The sequence below is a fragment of the Sphingomonas astaxanthinifaciens DSM 22298 genome (assembly GCF_000711715.1).
GTDB lineage: Bacteria > Pseudomonadota > Alphaproteobacteria > Sphingomonadales > Sphingomonadaceae > Sphingomicrobium > Sphingomicrobium astaxanthinifaciens_A.
In genome coordinates this window covers 1995172-2009630 of sequence record NZ_JONN01000001.1, presented here as the reverse complement: position 1 = coordinate 2009630, position 14459 = coordinate 1995172, and the positions used below count along the sequence as shown (strand labels likewise).

13 protein-coding genes and 1 tRNA gene are annotated in these 14459 nt (G+C 69.0%); 5 read left to right on the top strand and 9 right to left on the bottom strand.

Going from position 1 to position 14459, the window contains the following annotated elements; translation table 11 throughout:
- The first annotated feature begins 32 nt into the window (after positions 1–32).
- Positions 33–2366 (top strand): putative bifunctional diguanylate cyclase/phosphodiesterase, encoded by a 2334-nt coding sequence (locus BS69_RS0110400; protein WP_051676695.1) that lies wholly within the window; start codon positions 33–35, stop codon positions 2364–2366.
- Here the strand turns inward: BS69_RS0110400 and BS69_RS0110395 are convergent.
- Genes BS69_RS0110395 through BS69_RS0110385 form a run of 3 tightly spaced genes read right to left on the bottom strand, consistent with a single transcriptional unit; the run spans position 2363 to position 6589 of the window.
- Positions 2363–4678, bottom strand: coding sequence for a PAS domain-containing hybrid sensor histidine kinase/response regulator (locus BS69_RS0110395; RefSeq protein WP_051676694.1), 2316 nt, complete (start codon positions 4676–4678; stop codon positions 2363–2365). The genes BS69_RS0110400 and BS69_RS0110395 overlap by 4 nt on opposite strands.
- A 53-nt stretch (positions 4679–4731) precedes the next feature.
- Complete coding sequence (locus tag BS69_RS0110390; protein WP_029941881.1) at positions 4732–5535, bottom strand: LytR/AlgR family response regulator transcription factor; 804 nt, start codon at positions 5533–5535, stop codon at positions 4732–4734.
- Between the two features lie 28 nt (positions 5536–5563).
- Entirely contained in the window at positions 5564–6589 is a 1026-nt protein-coding gene (locus BS69_RS0110385; RefSeq protein WP_051676764.1) for a sensor histidine kinase, read from the bottom strand.
- Between the two features lie 294 nt (positions 6590–6883).
- Here BS69_RS0110385 and BS69_RS0110380 point away from each other — a divergent pair, with 294 nt between their 5' ends.
- Positions 6884–8797, top strand: a complete 1914-nt coding sequence (locus BS69_RS0110380; protein ID WP_029941879.1) for a M1 family metallopeptidase — start codon at positions 6884–6886, stop codon at positions 8795–8797.
- Between the two features lie 9 nt (positions 8798–8806).
- Here the strand turns inward: BS69_RS0110380 and BS69_RS0110375 are convergent.
- Positions 8807–8897, bottom strand: a tRNA-Ser gene (locus BS69_RS0110375).
- A gap of 97 nt (positions 8898–8994) precedes the next feature.
- On the opposite strand from BS69_RS0110375, the gene BS69_RS0110370 reads away from it, so the two are divergent.
- From BS69_RS0110370 to BS69_RS0110360, 3 genes are read left to right on the top strand one after another with little or no spacing between them, the layout of a single operon-like run.
- Positions 8995–9399, top strand: a complete 405-nt coding sequence (locus BS69_RS0110370) for a metallopeptidase family protein (RefSeq protein ID WP_029941878.1) — start codon at positions 8995–8997, stop codon at positions 9397–9399.
- A 2-nt stretch (positions 9400–9401) separates the two neighbouring features.
- Positions 9402–9956, top strand: a complete 555-nt coding sequence (gene ccmA, locus BS69_RS0110365; RefSeq protein ID WP_425423536.1) for a heme ABC exporter ATP-binding protein CcmA — start codon at positions 9402–9404, stop codon at positions 9954–9956.
- Positions 9956–10591: a heme exporter protein CcmB gene (locus tag BS69_RS0110360; protein WP_029941876.1), complete on the top strand. Its 636-nt coding sequence runs from the start codon at positions 9956–9958 to the stop codon at positions 10589–10591. Before ccmA ends, BS69_RS0110360 begins: the two co-directional genes overlap by 1 nt.
- On the opposite strand, the gene BS69_RS0110355 is transcribed toward BS69_RS0110360, so the two are convergent.
- From BS69_RS0110355 to BS69_RS0110335, 5 genes are read right to left on the bottom strand one after another with little or no spacing between them, the layout of a single operon-like run.
- On the bottom strand, positions 10588–11451 hold the full coding sequence (locus BS69_RS0110355; protein WP_029941875.1) for a class I SAM-dependent methyltransferase: 864 nt from the start codon (positions 11449–11451) through the stop codon (positions 10588–10590). The genes BS69_RS0110360 and BS69_RS0110355 overlap by 4 nt on opposite strands.
- Positions 11448–12674: a M16 family metallopeptidase gene (locus tag BS69_RS0110350; RefSeq protein ID WP_051676763.1), complete on the bottom strand. Its 1227-nt coding sequence runs from the start codon at positions 12672–12674 to the stop codon at positions 11448–11450. The genes BS69_RS0110355 and BS69_RS0110350 overlap by 4 nt, the downstream gene beginning before the upstream one ends.
- Positions 12671–13276 carry an SURF1 family protein gene (locus BS69_RS0110345; RefSeq protein WP_029941873.1) on the bottom strand — a complete coding sequence of 202 codons (606 nt, stop codon included), beginning with the start codon at positions 13274–13276 and terminating at the stop codon, positions 12671–12673. Before BS69_RS0110345 ends, BS69_RS0110350 begins: the two co-directional genes overlap by 4 nt.
- Positions 13273–13641, bottom strand: coding sequence for a DUF983 domain-containing protein (locus BS69_RS0110340; RefSeq protein ID WP_029941872.1), 369 nt, complete (start codon positions 13639–13641; stop codon positions 13273–13275). The genes BS69_RS0110345 and BS69_RS0110340 overlap by 4 nt, the downstream gene beginning before the upstream one ends.
- Positions 13629–14459: a cytochrome c oxidase subunit 3 gene (locus BS69_RS0110335; protein ID WP_029941871.1), complete on the bottom strand. Its 831-nt coding sequence runs from the start codon at positions 14457–14459 to the stop codon at positions 13629–13631. Before BS69_RS0110335 ends, BS69_RS0110340 begins: the two co-directional genes overlap by 13 nt.

Sequence of the window (14459 nt, the reverse complement as noted above, 5' to 3'; positions counted from 1 at the left end):
TAGCAGGCTCGGACAGGAGTCTGACCGAACCGATGTACGAGGCCCCCGACCGCTACAAGCGCATGATTGCCGCCCGCCTTCCGGACGGCGAATCGGCAGGGTTCGCCCGCGACAGCGGGACGGAAAGCTCGCCGCTCAAGGATGCGCAGCTGATTGCCCGCGGCCAGCTCGCGCCGTTCCTCGCCTTGACCAACATCGCCGCCGCCTTGCTCTTCTGCGCGGCGCTGTGGGGCGCGACTCAGGCGACCTGGCTGGTCGGCTGGCTGGTCGCGGTCTCGGGCCTCAATGTCCTCGCGATGCGCTGGAGCCAGAGCCAGGCCGTCACCTGCGTCGGCCGCGCCGGCCATTCGGTGCCTCAGTGGCAGATGATCGCCGACGTGGTGGTCCGAGCGGCCGCCTGGCTCAGCCTTCCGCTCTATCTCTTCCCCCAGCTCGACAGCGGCGGCCAGATCATCGCCGGTACGCTGATCGCCGGTGTCGGCATCGCGGGGCTCGGCCTCGTCGTGATCTTCGCCTGCGCGGTCGCCTGGATGAGCGCCTTCACCGCCGGCCTGTCGGGTGCGCTGCTGCTGATGCAGTCGACCGTCTCCTTCCAGCAGTTGCTGGCGATGCTGTTCGTGCTGGGCGTGGCGATCGTCGGCGTGCTCACCGTCGCGCGCTGGGCGGCGGGGCAGCTCAAGACCAATGCCGACATGGGCTCGCAGTCCGAGAGCGCCTCGCTGCTGCTGCAGGAATATGAGCAGCGCGGCGTGGGCTGGCTGTGGCAGGTCGATGGCGAGAATCGCGTCGCCTACATCTCGAGCCGAATGGGCGCGCTGATCGGCCGCCCGTCCAACCAGATCCTCGGCCATTCGCTGCCTGCCCTCCTCGGCGGCCATGCCGATCTCGGCCGGGTGCTGCTCGACAAGCAGCCCTTCACCAATCTCGAGATGGAGCTGAAGACCGCGCGCGGCAATCGCTGGATCTCCCTGTCGGGCGATCCGATCATCGACACCGCCGGGCGGTTCGAGGGCTTCCGCGGGGTCGGCCTCGACATCACCGACGTTCGCCACACGCAGGAGCGGCTGACCCACCTGGCGAATGTCGACGTGCTCTCGGGGCTGCCCAATCGCGGTCGTGTCCGCCAGCTCCTGGGCGAAGCGCTGCGCGCCGCGACGGCCGGCAACGTGCCTTGCGCGATCATGTTTCTCGACCTCGACGGGTTCAAGCCGGTCAACGACACCTTTGGCCACCCCAAGGGCGATGCCGTCCTCCAGGCGGTCGCCAAGCGGCTGTGCGACGAGGTCGCGAGCGACGGCCATGTCGGGCGCCTCGGCGGCGACGAATTCGCGATCGTCATCCCCGACGCGCAGAGCCGCAAGAAGATCGAGCAGCTGGCCGACCGGATCATCGTCGCCATCGGCGAGCCCTTCCTCATCGACGGGACCGAAATTCGAATCGGCGTGTCGGTCGGCTGCGCCTTCGGCCCGATCGACGGGGCGACGGTCGACGACCTCATCCTCAAGGCCGACCTTGCGCTCTACCAGGCGAAGGACGCGGGTCGCGGCGTGGTGCGCTATTTCAGCTCCGAGCTGCAGAGCGAGCAGGAGGACCGGGTCCGGCTCGAGGCCGACCTGCGCGCCGCGCTCGAATCGCGCCAGTTCCACCTCGCTTTCCAGCCGCTGGTCAGCGCCAAGAACCAGAAGCTGATCGGTTTCGAGGCGCTGGTCCGGTGGAATCACCCGCGGCGCGGTTTCGTGCCGCCCAACGTCTTCATCCCCGTGGCCGAGGAATGCGGCCTGATGGGCCCGCTTGGCGAATTCATCATCGAGGAGGCCTGCCGCGCCGCCGCCAGCTGGCCCGAGCCGATCACGGTCGCGCTGAACGTCAGTCCCAAGCAGATCATCCTGCCCAACCTGCCCAACGTGGTCAGCCAGGCGCTGGCCCGCCACCGGCTGCCCGGCAACCGGATCGAGCTCGAGGTGACCGAAGGGGTGTTCCTCGACAGCTCGAGCCGCAGCCTCGACATCCTCGGGCGGCTGCGCGCGCTCGGCGTCGGGATCGCGCTCGACGACTTCGGGACCGGCTATTCCTCGATCGGATACTTGAACAAGGCGGTCTTCCACAAACTGAAGATCGACGGCAGCTTCGTCCGCGACGCCGGCACCCGTCCGGGCAATGTCGCGATCATCAAGTCGATCGTGCAGCTCGCCAAGGACTTCCGCATGTCGGTCACCGCCGAGGGCGTCGAGACCGCCGAGGATTTCGAGCGCATGCGCGAACTCGGCTGCGACACCATCCAGGGCTATCTCTTCGGCAAGCCGCTCTCCTACGAGCGCGCCAACCAGCTCGTGGTCGGCCTGGGCGCCCGCAAGATGGCGAGCTAGGCCCCGACCAGGAGCTTGCGCACCGCCGCGCCCAGCGCGTCGGAGCGGAACGGTTTGGCGAGCAGGGGGGCATCGGGCGCGGCCGCGCGAATCGCGTCGGTCTCGCTGTAGCCCGAGACGAACAGGATGGGCTGGTCAGGTCGGCTGGCGCGAATATTGAGCGCGACGTCCGCCCCCGACATCCCCGGCATCAGATAATCGAGGATGACGAGATCAGGGGCCCCGGCACGGTATTCGGCGAGCCCGGCGGCTCCATCTGCGGCTTCGCGCACCGAATAACCCTGGTCCTCGAGGCTGGCGACGATGAAACCGCGCACATCGGGATCGTCGTCGACCACGAGGACCCGCCCTTTCGCCGCGGCGGGCCCCTGATCGTCGGTTCGCTGCGCCACCGGCTCGGCGGTCTCGGTGCCGGCCTCGGACCGGCGGAAATATAGCAGTACCGTGGTGCCTTCGCCGGGGCGGCTCTCGATCCGCGCGGTGCCGCCCGACTGCCGCGCGACGCCATAGACCATCGACAGGCCGAGCCCGGTCCCATGGCCGACGTCCTTGGTTGTGAAGAAGGGCTCGAAGGCGCGTTCGACGACCTCTGGCGGCATTCCCGTCCCGGTGTCGGCGATGCTGAGCTCGATATAGTCGCCGGGTTCGAGTTCGGGGTCGGTCTCGATCACGACCTTACGGGTACGGAAGGTGAGCAGGCCCCCTCCAGGCATCGCGTCGCGGGCATTGATCGCGAGGTTGAGCACCGCCAGTTCGAGCTGGGTCGGATCGGCCAGCACCGGCATCCGCTCCTCGTCGAGCGAGAAGCGCTTCTCAATCCCCGGGCCGAGCACGTTGCGCAGCAGCGGGCGCATGTTCTCGATCAGCGGCGCGACGTAGGTCGGCCGCACCTCGAGCCGCTGGACCCGGCTGAAGGCGAGCAGTTGCGCGGTCAGGCGGGCCCCCCGCTCGGCCGCTTCGAGCGCATTCCTGGCATAGCGTTCGAGCTTGGGATCGGTTGTCCGCTTGGTGATGAGGTCGAGCCCGCCCACCACCACCGTCAGGAGATTGTTGAAATCATGGGCGATCCCGCCGGTCAGCTGGCCGAGCGCCTCCATCTTCTGGCTCTGGCGAAGCTGCTCCTGCGCGCCGCGCAGCTCGGTCACGTCGCGCGCTTCGCCGACGAGATAGACGGGCTTTCCATCGTCGCCGAGCACCGGCTTGATCGAGGTCACATGGGTCTGGGTCGTGCCGGCGATGGTGACATTGACCTCGGCCTGGCTGGTCAGCCCCGCCGCCCCCGCGGCGATCAGCGAGCGGATGGTCGCCTCGGCCTCGGGATTGCCCGCGACCGGCGGCAGCTCCCAGGCCTTGCGCCCGACAATCTCCTCGGCGGTGCAGCCCATCGCCTCGAGCGCGGTGCGATTGACCTCGAGATAGTCGCCTTCGACGGTGAGCAGCGAGATCATCTCGAGCGCGGTGTCGAAGACCGCACGGAAGCGCGATTCGCTTGCCGACAACGCGGCGGTCCGGGCCTCGACCTCGGCCTTGAGCTGAAACTCGCCGAGCTTGGCCGGCGTGACGTCGAAGGCCGCACCGATAAAACCGACCAGCTCCCCGTCGGGACCGAAACGGGGGCTCGAGACCGAGCGGAGCCAGCGATATTCGCCATCGGCCCGCCGATAGCGCGCCTCGAGCGTGAAGGGCTTGCGGGTCGCTTCGCCGGCCCGGCTCTCGGCGACGATCCGCTCGAGATCCTCGGGATGGATCCAGCTCTCCCACCGGTGCGAGTTGACCTCGTCAGGCCCAATCCCGGTAAAGTCGAGATAGGCGTCGTTGACGAATTCGCGATGCCGGTCGAGCCGGGTCACCCACATGATCACGGGCGCCGAATTGGCGATCCGCCGGAAGCGCGCCTCGGATTCGCGCATCGCGCGCTCGGCGACCCGCTGCTCGGTCACGTCCTGGACGATGATGACGACGCCGGTGACCACCCCACCGACGAACTGCGGCAGATATTCGGTCTGAAGCGCGATCGGGCCGCGCGTGGGATGGTCGAAGGAGGCCGCGAACCATTGCCGCTCGCCGCCGAGCGCCGCCTTGAGCAGGTCCTTGCGGACCCGATAGGCCGCCTCGCCGAGGAGCTCGCGAACCGTCTTCCCGAGGATCGCGCTGCGCGAGACCTCGAAGAATTCGGCGAGCGACCGGTTGCAGAAAAGATAGCGCTCGTCGTGGTCGACGAGCGCCAGTGGCATCGGCAGCGCGTCGGCGATCGACAGCACCCGGCTGAAGTCGAAACCCTCCGCCGCGCGCTGCTGATCGACCCGGTCCATGGGCGCAGTCTACCGCAAGCCCCGTTCCCGCCAAACCCCGGGCGGGGCCGGAATCAGTGGACGAAGCGCGCCACCACGTCCCGGTAGGAGCGGCTGACCTTCACCTGCGCGCCCGAGTTCAACACCAGGAAGCATTCGCCATTGGTGTGCGGCTTCACCTGCCGGACGAGGTCGAGGTTGACGATCGTCGAGCGGTGCACCCGCTGGAAGCGGCGCGGGTCGAGGCGTTTCTCGAGGTCCTTCATCGTCTCGCGCAGGATCAGCGTGTTGTCGCCGGTCTGGATGCACATGTAGTCGCCGGCGGCGTCGATCCGCTCGATTGTGTCCACATCGACCCGGAAGATCTGCCCCTGGTCCTTGATGTTGATCATCTTCTCGAAGCGGCCCGGCGCCGGGTCGGCGGGTGCGCCGTCGGTTAGTTCCTCGGCCGCTTCGGGGGCATGCTCGGCCAAGGCCTCGGCCAGCCGCTCGGCATGGCTCGCGGCCTGCCGCTCGGCGAGTCGCTGGCGGACCCGCTCCATGGTGCTGGCGAGGCGGTCTTCGAGCACCGGCTTCTCGAGATAGTCGACCGCCTGCACTTCGAAGGCGCGCAAGGCATGCTCCGAATAGGCCGTCACGAAGACAAAGAGAGGCGGATCGACGTCCATCAGCCCCTGGATCACCGAAAAGCCGTCGAAGCCCGGCATCTGGATGTCGAGGAAGACGAGGTCGGGCTTGTGGGTCTTGATCGCGCGGATCGCCTCGCGGCCATTGTTGGCGGTAGCGATCACCTCGACATCGTCATGCGCCTCGAGGCGCAGCAGCAGGCCCTGGGTCGCCAGGGGCTCGTCATCGACGAGGATGGTTCGGATCGTCATGCAGGTCCTTCAATTTTCGTGCCGCTCCTCAGCCCGTCAGCGGTCGGGCGTCGAGCGGGATTTCCACGGTAACGCTGAACCCCCCATGTTCGTTCTTGCCTGTCGCGAAGCGGTGCCGCTCGCCATAGGCTTGCGCCAGACGGTCGCGGGTGTTCGCCAGACCGACTCCGGTCGACTGGGTCGCGACCAGCGCGTCCTGCCCCCCGGCCCCGTTGTCGGCGACTTCGATCCGCACATAATCGCCGTGCGGAATGGCGGTGATCCAGATGTCGGCCCCGGTCTCGCTCGGGGTCACCGCATATTTGATCGCATTCTCGATCAGCGGCTGGAGCAGCAGGCTCGGCAGCCGCGCGCCGATGGTCTGCGCCTCGATCCGGAAATGCGGCCGGAGGCGATCCTCGAAGCGCATCTTCTCGATCTCGAGATAGAGCTTCAGTGTCTCCACCTCCTGCGCGAGCGTGACCTGCGCGGTCGGCTCATTGGCGAGCGTATAGCGCAGGAAGCTGCTCAACCGCGCCAGCATCGCATTGGCCCGCTCGGTCTGCTTCAGCAGGACGAGGGTCGAGATGCTGTTCAGCGTGTTGAACAGGAAATGCGGATTGAGCTGGTAGCGCAGCATCGCCAGCTGGGCGATCGAGGCCTGGCTTTCGAGCCGGGCGCGCTGGTCGATCTCCTCTTCCAGCAGCAGGTAATAGTTGATCCCGTAATAGAGCGCCGACCAGGCCGCGAGCAGCGCGAAATTGAGGAGGATCGCGCCGAACCACTGGACCCCGACCGGGCTCGCCCCGGGCTTGACGAAGGTCGCGTGGCTCCAGGTCTCGATGATCGAAAAGGCGGCCGAGGCGACCACCACCGCCGCAAGGCTGAGGATCACCGTGTAGAGCGCACGCATCACGATCAGCCGGCGGTAGAGCGAGCCCAGCAGCAGGGTCAGCGAATAGCCGGTCGCGGTCAGCAGCAGCGTGTGGACGACGAACATCGCCGGCACCGCATTGGCGATGCCCGACAGCGTCCGGAGCACGAAATAGCCGGTCCAGCCCGCCGACTGGAGCATCCAGAAGGCGCGGTTCTTGTCGGCGAAAAAGGGCGCGTCGAGCCCGACCGTGCGCGCGATCGGCCCTCGCCGCGGGGTCAGCGCGCGCGGTCGGCGGACCCGCGGCTCGGCGGGGGCAAGCGTGGCGCTATCGGTTGCCATCGGCGGTGCGATTGCTGCGCATCCCCCGACATATAGGGCCGCAGGCCGCGCGATGCGAGCGGTTCGCCGACCCGCGCGGTCTGGTGTCTGCCTCGACCATGCTTTTCCCTTTGTTCATTCGGAGTTAGGGCGGCTTGCCTTCTAGGAGCCCGAATGACCCGAACCGCCCTTTTGCTCGCCTCGGCGCTCGCCATGACCGTTCCCGCCATGGCTTCGGCCCAGCCGCATGCCGCTCCGGCCGTCGCGCCTGTGCTCGCCACCGCCGATGCCGTCGATCCGCACAGCTTCGCCCGCCCGCGCGAGGCGCGCGTCACCCATGTCGCGCTCGACCTCAACGTCGATTTCGCCCGCCGATCGGTCGCGGGGAGCGCGACGCTCGACGTCCAGCGCCGCCCCGGCGCGCGCGCGCTGGTGCTCGACAGCAAGGGCTATCGGGTGACCAAGGTCAACGATGCCGAGACCGGCCGACCGCTCGCCTTCGCTTTCGGTCAAGGCACGCCCGAGCTCGGCCGTCCGCTGACGATCCAGCTCGGTCCCCGCACCCGCAAGGTGCGGATCGCCTATGTCGCCCGCGACGCCGAGGCACTGCAGTGGCTGACCCCGGCGCAGACCGCCGGCAAGAAGGCTCCGTTCCTGTTCAGCCAGGGCCAGTCGATCCTCAACCGCAGCTGGATCCCGACCCAGGATTCGCCCGGCATCCGCCAGAGCTGGTCGGCGACGATCCGCGTGCCGGCGCCCCTGACCGCGGTGATGAGTGCACCGGGCGGCGGTGTCCGCACGGCCCCTTCGCCCGCGACGTCAGCCAATGGCACGCGCACCTTCCGCTTTGCGATGGACAAGCCCGTCGCGCCCTATCTCATCGCGATCGCGGTCGGGGACCTCAAGTTCCAGCCGCTGGGCCCGCGCACCGGGGTCTGGGCCGAGCCCGCGACCCTTCCGGCCGCGGCGCGCGAACTCGAGGACACCGAAAAGATGGTGACCGCGGCCGAGCGCCTGTTCGGTCCCTATCGCTGGGGCCGCTACGACATGATCGTGCTGCCGCCCTCCTTCCCCTTCGGCGGGATGGAGAATCCGACCCTCACCTTCCTCACCCCGACCTTTATCGCCGGGGACAAGAGCCTGGTCAGCCTGATCGCGCACGAGCTTGCGCACAGCTGGTCGGGCAATCTCGCGACCAACGCCACCTGGGCCGATTTCTGGCTCAACGAGGGCACCACCACTTACGCCGAGCGGCGGATCGTCGAGCAGCTTTACGGCCCCAAGGTCGCCCGCCAGCAGGTCGCGCTCGGGATCGACGCGCTCGACGCCGCGGTGACCGACAATGGCGGTCCGCAGGGGCCCGACACGCGGCTCCACATCGACCTCAAGGGACGTCACCCCGACGACGGCCTGACCCACATCGCTTATGAAAAGGGGTCCGCGTTCCTGCGGATGCTCGAGGCGAACCTCGGCCGCGCACGGTTCGACACCTTCCTCCGCGGCTGGTTCGACCGCCATGCCTTCAAGCCGGTGACCAGCGCCATGTTCCTCGCCGACCTGCGCCGCGAACTGGTCCGTGGTGACGCCCGCCTCGAGCGCCGGCTCGAGCTCGACCGGTGGGTCTATGGCACGGGCATTCCCGACAATGCGGTGCCGGCCGATCCCAGCGCCTTTGCCGAGGTCGATGGCGCGGTCGCCACCTTCACCGCCACCGGGACCTTGCCGGCGGCCTGGTCGCGCTGGACCACCGACGAGCGGCTGCGGTTCCTCAACAAGCTGCCCCGCCAGCAGGCGCGCCCGCGGCTCGACGCGCTCGAGCGCGCCTGGCGCCTCGACGAGACCGGCAACCAGGAAGTGCTGTTCGCCTGGCTGACCCTCGCCGTCGCCAACCGTTACGACCCCGCCGTCCCGGCGCTCGAGCGCTTCCTCGAGGGGCAGGGCCGTCGCAAGTTCGTGCGTCCGCTGTTCAAGACGCTGATGGACGACAGAGCCTGGGGCCGGCCGATCGCGCTCCGCATCTACCCGCGCGCACGTCCGCTCTATCACCCGCTGGTGACGCAGGAGCTCGACAAGCTGGTCGTCCGATAAGGAGGGAAGTGGCGGAGCGGGAGGGATTCGAACCCTCGATACGGTTTTGCCGTATACTCACTTTCCAGGCGAGCGCCTTCGACCACTCGGCCACCGCTCCGCAATTTCCATTGCCTGGAAGCGCGGGCTCTTAGGGGCTGGCGCGCGCGGGAACAACCCGCTTGGCAGCTTGGAGCCAGCCGCTACACCGTTGCGCGATGCGCGCTTTCGGTCCCGCCCCGTCCTTCGAAGAGATCGAGGCGATCGCGCGCCAGTCGCTCGATCGTCTTCCCGAGCCCTTTGCCGCCACCGCCCGCGAGATCGTCCTGCGGATCGAGGAATTCGCCGAGGAGGAAATCCTGGCCGAGATGGGGATCGAGGATCCCTACGACCTCACCGGCCTTTACGTGGGCCGCCCGCTGACCGAGCGAAGCGTCGACGAGAGCGGCCGCTTCCCCGACCAGGTCTTCCTTTACCGAGCGCCGATCCTGCTCGAGTGGATGGAAGGCGAGGACAGCCTCGAGCATCTCGTTGCCCATGTGCTGATCCACGAGATCGGCCACCACTTCGGGCTCAGCGACGAGGACATGCACGCGCTCGAGGAGGCCGCGGAGCACGAATGAGCCTGCTCGCGCTCCACGATATCGCCTGCTGGCGCGGCGGACGGCTGCTGTTCGAGGGCCTGTCGCTGACCATCGAGGCGGGCGAGGCGGTGCTGGTGACCGGCCCCAACGGGACTGGCAAGTCGAGCCTGCTTCGGGTCGCGGCCGGCCTGCTCGCCCCGCTCGCCGGGACGGTGACGGCGGCTCCGCTTGCCCTTGCCGACGAGCGGCCCGCGCTCGATCCCGAGCGGAGCCTCGCCCAAGCGCTCGCCTTCTGGGCGGCTCCGGGGACGGTGGTTGCCGAAGCCCTCGAGCAGGTCGGGCTCGAAGAGCTGGGCGAGGTCCCGGTTCGTTATCTCTCGACCGGACAACTCCGCCGCGCCTCGCTGGCCCGCGTGGCCGTGTCGGGGGCGCGCCTGTGGCTGCTCGACGAACCGGCCAACGGCCTCGACAGCGCCGCCGTGGAGCGGCTGGGAGTCATGATCGCGCGGCACCTCGAGGGCGGCGGGGGGGTCTTGGCGGCCTCGCACCAGCCCCTTCCGGGCGCCGCCTGGACCGAGCGAGGGCTCCAGCCGTGATGGGCCGCCTCATCCTCCGCGATCTTCGCCGCGCGCTCGGCGGGAGCGCGCTTCTGCCCTTGCTCTTCTTCCTGCTGGTCGCCGCGCTCGTGCCGTTTGCCGTCGGCCCCGACGCGAAGCTTCTTGCGCGGGTAGGCCCCGGCCTGCTGTGGGTTGCCGCGCTGACCGCCGCGCTCCTCCCGGTCGAGCGGCTGGTCGAGCCCGACCGCGCCGCCGGTGTCCTCGACCAGCTCGCGCTCTCGGGCCTCAAGATGGAGGAAGTCGCCCTCGCCCGGATCATCGCCCACTGGCTGAGCTTCGGCCCGCCGCTGCTCGTCGCGGCCGTGCCCGGGTCGGTCCTGCTCGGCCTGCCCGCCGAAGCCATCACGCGGACCCTCGTCACCCTCGCGGTCGGCACTCCCGGCCTCGCCGCACTGGCGGTGGCGGTGGCGAGCCTGACCTCGGGCCTGCGCCAGTCGTCGGCGCTCGGCAGCCTGCTGCTGCTTCCACTGGCCATTCCCCTGCTGATCTTCGCCGCCTCGGCCGCGGGCGATCCCAAGGCCGGCGCGCTCCAGTTGGAGGCCGCGGTCAGCCTGTTCCTGCTGGTGGGGGCACCCTTCGTCGCCGGTGCGGCGATGCGCGCCGCGAGAACCTAATCCCGGACCCAGCGAGCGAAGAGAGCGGTCGGCAGCAGCAGTCCGCGCCGTTCCTCGCGCATCGCCATCTCGCCGACCTCAACCCGTCCGCCGAGATGGCCGAGCTTCTGCCGCAGCAGTTCGCCGAGGCTGAGCGCGCTCATCCGGACCGCATAGACCGTGAGCACGAGGAAGCGGCTGTTCTCGTCCAGCAGCCGGCCGCAATCCTCGATCAGGGGCCCGAGATTCTCCTCCAGCCGCCAGGTCTCCCCGGTCGGCCCGCGTCCGAACTTGGGCGGATCGAGCAGGATGCCGTCATAGCGCCGCCCGCGCCTTACCTCGCGCGCGGTGAATTTGGCGGCGTCGTCGACCAGCCAGCGGATCGGGCGATCGGCGAGTCCCGACAGGATCGCATTCTCCTTGCCCTGCTCGACGCTTTTCTTGCTGGCGTCGACATGGGTCAGCTTCGCCCCCGCCTCGCTGAGCAGCAGGGTCCCGACCCCAGTATAGCCGAACAGGTTCATCACTTCGGCCCCGTCGGCGCGCGCGCGCATCCAGTCCCATTGCGGGGCCATGTCAGGGAAGAAAGCGAGGTGGCGGAACGGGGTCAGGCTCGCCTCGAACCGCACACCGTCGCGCTGCAGGTTCCAGCCCCGCGGCATCTGGCGGTGGAGGACCCAGCGGCCGCCGCCATCCTCGTCGCTGCCGGGAACGAAGGTCGCATCCGGGTCCCAGTCGTCCTGCGCCTTGTCCCACATTGCCTGCGGCTCGGGCCGGGCGACGGTATAGCGGCCAAAGCGCTCGAGCTTCATGCCGCCGCCGCTGTCGACGAGGCCCCAGTCCGCCCACGGCTCGGCGACGATGACGTCGAGACCCGTCATGCCGCCTTCGCCGCCGGGAGACCCAGCGTCGCCTCGGCCGGCGCGCTCGCCAGCATCGCCGCACCGGCCGCGCGGACCTGCGCGACGTCGAGCGCATCGAGGCGGGCAAGCAATTCCGAACGCGGGATCAGCCGGCCATAGGTCAGCCATTGCCGCGCGGCCTGCGCCGCCTGGCCCCACGGCGTCTCGAGGCTCATCGCCTGCCCCGCCCGGACCTGCGTCCGCGCGCGGTCGAGTTCGCGCTGGTCGAGCGTCGCTGCCGTGTCCCGGAGGACCTCGGCGATGAGTGCCCTTGCGGCATGGCCCCGGTCGCGCGCCGTCGCGGCATGGACGTGAAGCAGACCGATTTCGTCATGCGGATGAAGCCCGGCGCTGACGGTATAGGCCAGGCCGCGTTCCTCGCGCACCGCCTGGAACAGGCGCGACGAGGCGCCGCCTCCGGCGATATCGGCAAACAGCCGCGCGGCCAGATAATCCTCCGAGCGGATCCCCGGCGCCTCGTGCGCGAGCGTGAGCTGCGCCTGGTCGGCCTTGGCGCGTCCGCGCCGCGCTCGCGCGGTAAAAGTCGCGGCTGCGGGCTCGGGACCCCTGCCCGCCTCGAGCCCGCCGAGATGCCGCTCGGCGAGCGCGACGACTTGCTCATGCTGGACCGCGCCGGCCGCCGACAGGACCATCGCGCCGCCCCGGTAATGCGCGTCGCGCCAGGCGAAGAGGTCCTCGACGGTGATCGCGCGGACGCTTTCCTGGCTGCCGAGGATCGAGCGGCCGAGCGGCTGATCGGCGAAGGCCGCGCTCCATAGCTGGTCGAAGATGATGTCCGACGGCGTGTCCTCGGCCTCGGCCAGCTCCTGCAGCACCACCTCGGCCTCGCGCCCGAGCTCGGCGGCGTCGAACTGCGGACGGCTGACGAGGTCGCCGAGCAATTCGACGGCAAGGGGCACGTGCTCGCCCAGCACCGCGGCGGTGAAGCTCGTCTGGTCACGCTCGGTGCAGGCATTGAGTTCGCCGCCGACGTCTTCGATCGCCTCGCTGATCTGCCGGGCCGAACGCCCGCCGGCGCCCTTGAACACCATATGCTCGAACAGATGCGCAAGGCCGTTGACCCGCGCCTCCTCGTGGCGGGAGCCGACGTCGGCGAACAGGGCGATGCTCGCGGTCTCGAGTCCGGGCATCGGCCGGGTGATGACCGTCAGGCCGTTGGCGAGGTGGGTGACCGCGCTCATGCCCGCCGCCACCGCGACCGGAGCGCCAGCGCGTAGATGACGAGCGCGATGGCCGCGAAGGCGAACCACTGCACCGCATAGCTGCGATGGTTGTTGGGGATGGACGACAGGTCAGGGCCCGGATTGGCGGCAAGGCCCGCGAGCGGCGGATCGGCGACGATCATCGTCTCGGCCGGGCGATGATCGGTCAGCAGGCGAAGCAGCGAGCGGCTGTCGGGGGCGAGGCCAAGATAGCCTTCCACCCTGCCGCCCGGCCAGGCCGGGGTCGGGGTCGGCCGCGCCGTGGTGCCCAATTGCACGGCGATGGCGCGGCCGAGCGACCCATTGGTGCACTCGGCGATCACCCGAAAGCCATATTTGCCCGCCCCGGCGAGGCGCGTCGCCGACCCGCGAGCGCAGTCGAGCGAAACGGGGCGCAGCAGGTTGCCGGAGAGGTCGAGCCCGGGCGTGACCGCGGTCCGCGGCGCCCCGACATTGCGCTCGAATCGCGCCAGCAAGGCTTCCTTCTCCTTCGCCCGTCCGACCTGCCACAGGCCGAGCCCGACCATGGCGGCGACCGCGAGGAGGACGACCAGCGTCGCGACGAGGGGGACGCGCCTCACTTGACCAGCCGCCCTTCATGCGCGGCATGGCGATATTCGGCGCCCAGCAGCCAGGCCTTGGCGACCCTGAGCCCGCCCAAGGTCAGCGCGAGGCCGAGCGGGATCCACACGAGGTGCACCCACCAGGGCGGCTCGAAGGCGATGTCCACCATCAGTGCGGCCACCACCAGGATCGCGCCCACCCCAAGGATCAGGAAGGCCGCCGGCCCGTCACCGACATTATACTGGCTGAAGTCCGTCCCGCAGCGCTCGCAGCGGGCGGCAAAACGAACAGGGCCGGCGAACAGCCGGCCCTGGTGACAGGCAGGACAGCGGCCGGCGAGCGCATCGCCCGCCGGTCCCTCGAGCCCGTTTAGCCGTGCCACTCGGCGCCCCAGCCGCCCCACAGGTAGATGGAGACGAACAGGAACAGCCAGACGACGTCGACGAAGTGCCAGTACCAGGCCGCCGCCTCGAAGCCGAAGTGCTTCTGCGGGGTGAAGTCGCCGCGCTTGGCGCGGATGTAGCAGACGATCAGGAAGATGGTCCCGATCAGCACGTGCGCGCCGTGGAAGCCGGTCGCCATCATGAAGGTCGAGCCATAGACGTTGCCGCCGCTGGTCGTGGTGAAACCGAACGGCGCATGGGCATATTCATACGCCTGGATCGAGCTGAACAGGATGCCGAGCAGGATCGTCAGCAGGAGGCCGGTCTCGAGGCCCTTGCGGTCGTTGTTGATCAGGCTGTGATGCGCCCAGGTCACGGTTGTGCCCGAGCAGAGCAGGATCAGCGTGTTGAGCAGCGGGAAGCCCAGCGGGTTGATGACCGGCTGGTCCTTGGGCGGCCACACGCCGCCGATCGCATCGACCGCGCTCGGGAAGAGGGCATTGTCGAAGAAGGCCCAGAACCAGGCGAGGAAGAACATCACTTCCGAGGCGATGAACAGGATCATCCCGTAGCGCAGGTGAAGCTGCACGATCGGGGTGTGATCACCGGCGTGGCTCTCGTGGACGACGTCGCGCCACCAGCTGAACATGGTCAGCAGCACACCGAGCGCGCCCGCCAGAAGCACGAACTTGCCGTAGGGATTGTCGTGCATGGTGAGCACGCCGCCGGCGGTGAGCGCGAGGCCCGAAAAGGCACCGATCAGCGGCCACAGGCTCGGCGGAAGGATGTGGTAGGGATGGTTGCGGGTCGCGGCCAT

What these genes read in the sequence shown, in the direction of transcription:
- BS69_RS0110400 (WP_051676695.1), top strand. Translation starts at nt 33, where the DNA reads ATGTACGAGGCCCCCGACCGCTACAAGCGCATGATTGCCGCCCGCCTT.
- BS69_RS0110395 (WP_051676694.1), bottom strand. Translation starts at nt 4,678, where the DNA reads ATGGACCGGGTCGATCAGCAGCGCGCGGCGGAGGGTTTCGACTTCAGC.
- BS69_RS0110390 (WP_029941881.1), bottom strand. Translation starts at nt 5,535, where the DNA reads ATGACGATCCGAACCATCCTCGTCGATGACGAGCCCCTGGCGACCCAG.
- BS69_RS0110385 (WP_051676764.1), bottom strand. Translation starts at nt 6,589, where the DNA reads ATGCTCCAGTCGGCGGGCTGGACCGGCTATTTCGTGCTCCGGACGCTG.
- BS69_RS0110380 (WP_029941879.1), top strand. Translation starts at nt 6,884, where the DNA reads ATGACCCGAACCGCCCTTTTGCTCGCCTCGGCGCTCGCCATGACCGTT.
- BS69_RS0110370 (WP_029941878.1), top strand. Translation starts at nt 8,995, where the DNA reads ATGCGCGCTTTCGGTCCCGCCCCGTCCTTCGAAGAGATCGAGGCGATC.
- BS69_RS0110360 (WP_029941876.1), top strand. Translation starts at nt 9,956, where the DNA reads ATGGGCCGCCTCATCCTCCGCGATCTTCGCCGCGCGCTCGGCGGGAGC.
- BS69_RS0110355 (WP_029941875.1), bottom strand. Translation starts at nt 11,451, where the DNA reads ATGACGGGTCTCGACGTCATCGTCGCCGAGCCGTGGGCGGACTGGGGC.
- BS69_RS0110350 (WP_051676763.1), bottom strand. Translation starts at nt 12,674, where the DNA reads ATGAGCGCGGTCACCCACCTCGCCAACGGCCTGACGGTCATCACCCGG.
- BS69_RS0110335 (WP_029941871.1), bottom strand. Translation starts at nt 14,459, where the DNA reads ATGGCCGCGACCCGCAACCATCCCTACCACATCCTTCCGCCGAGCCTG.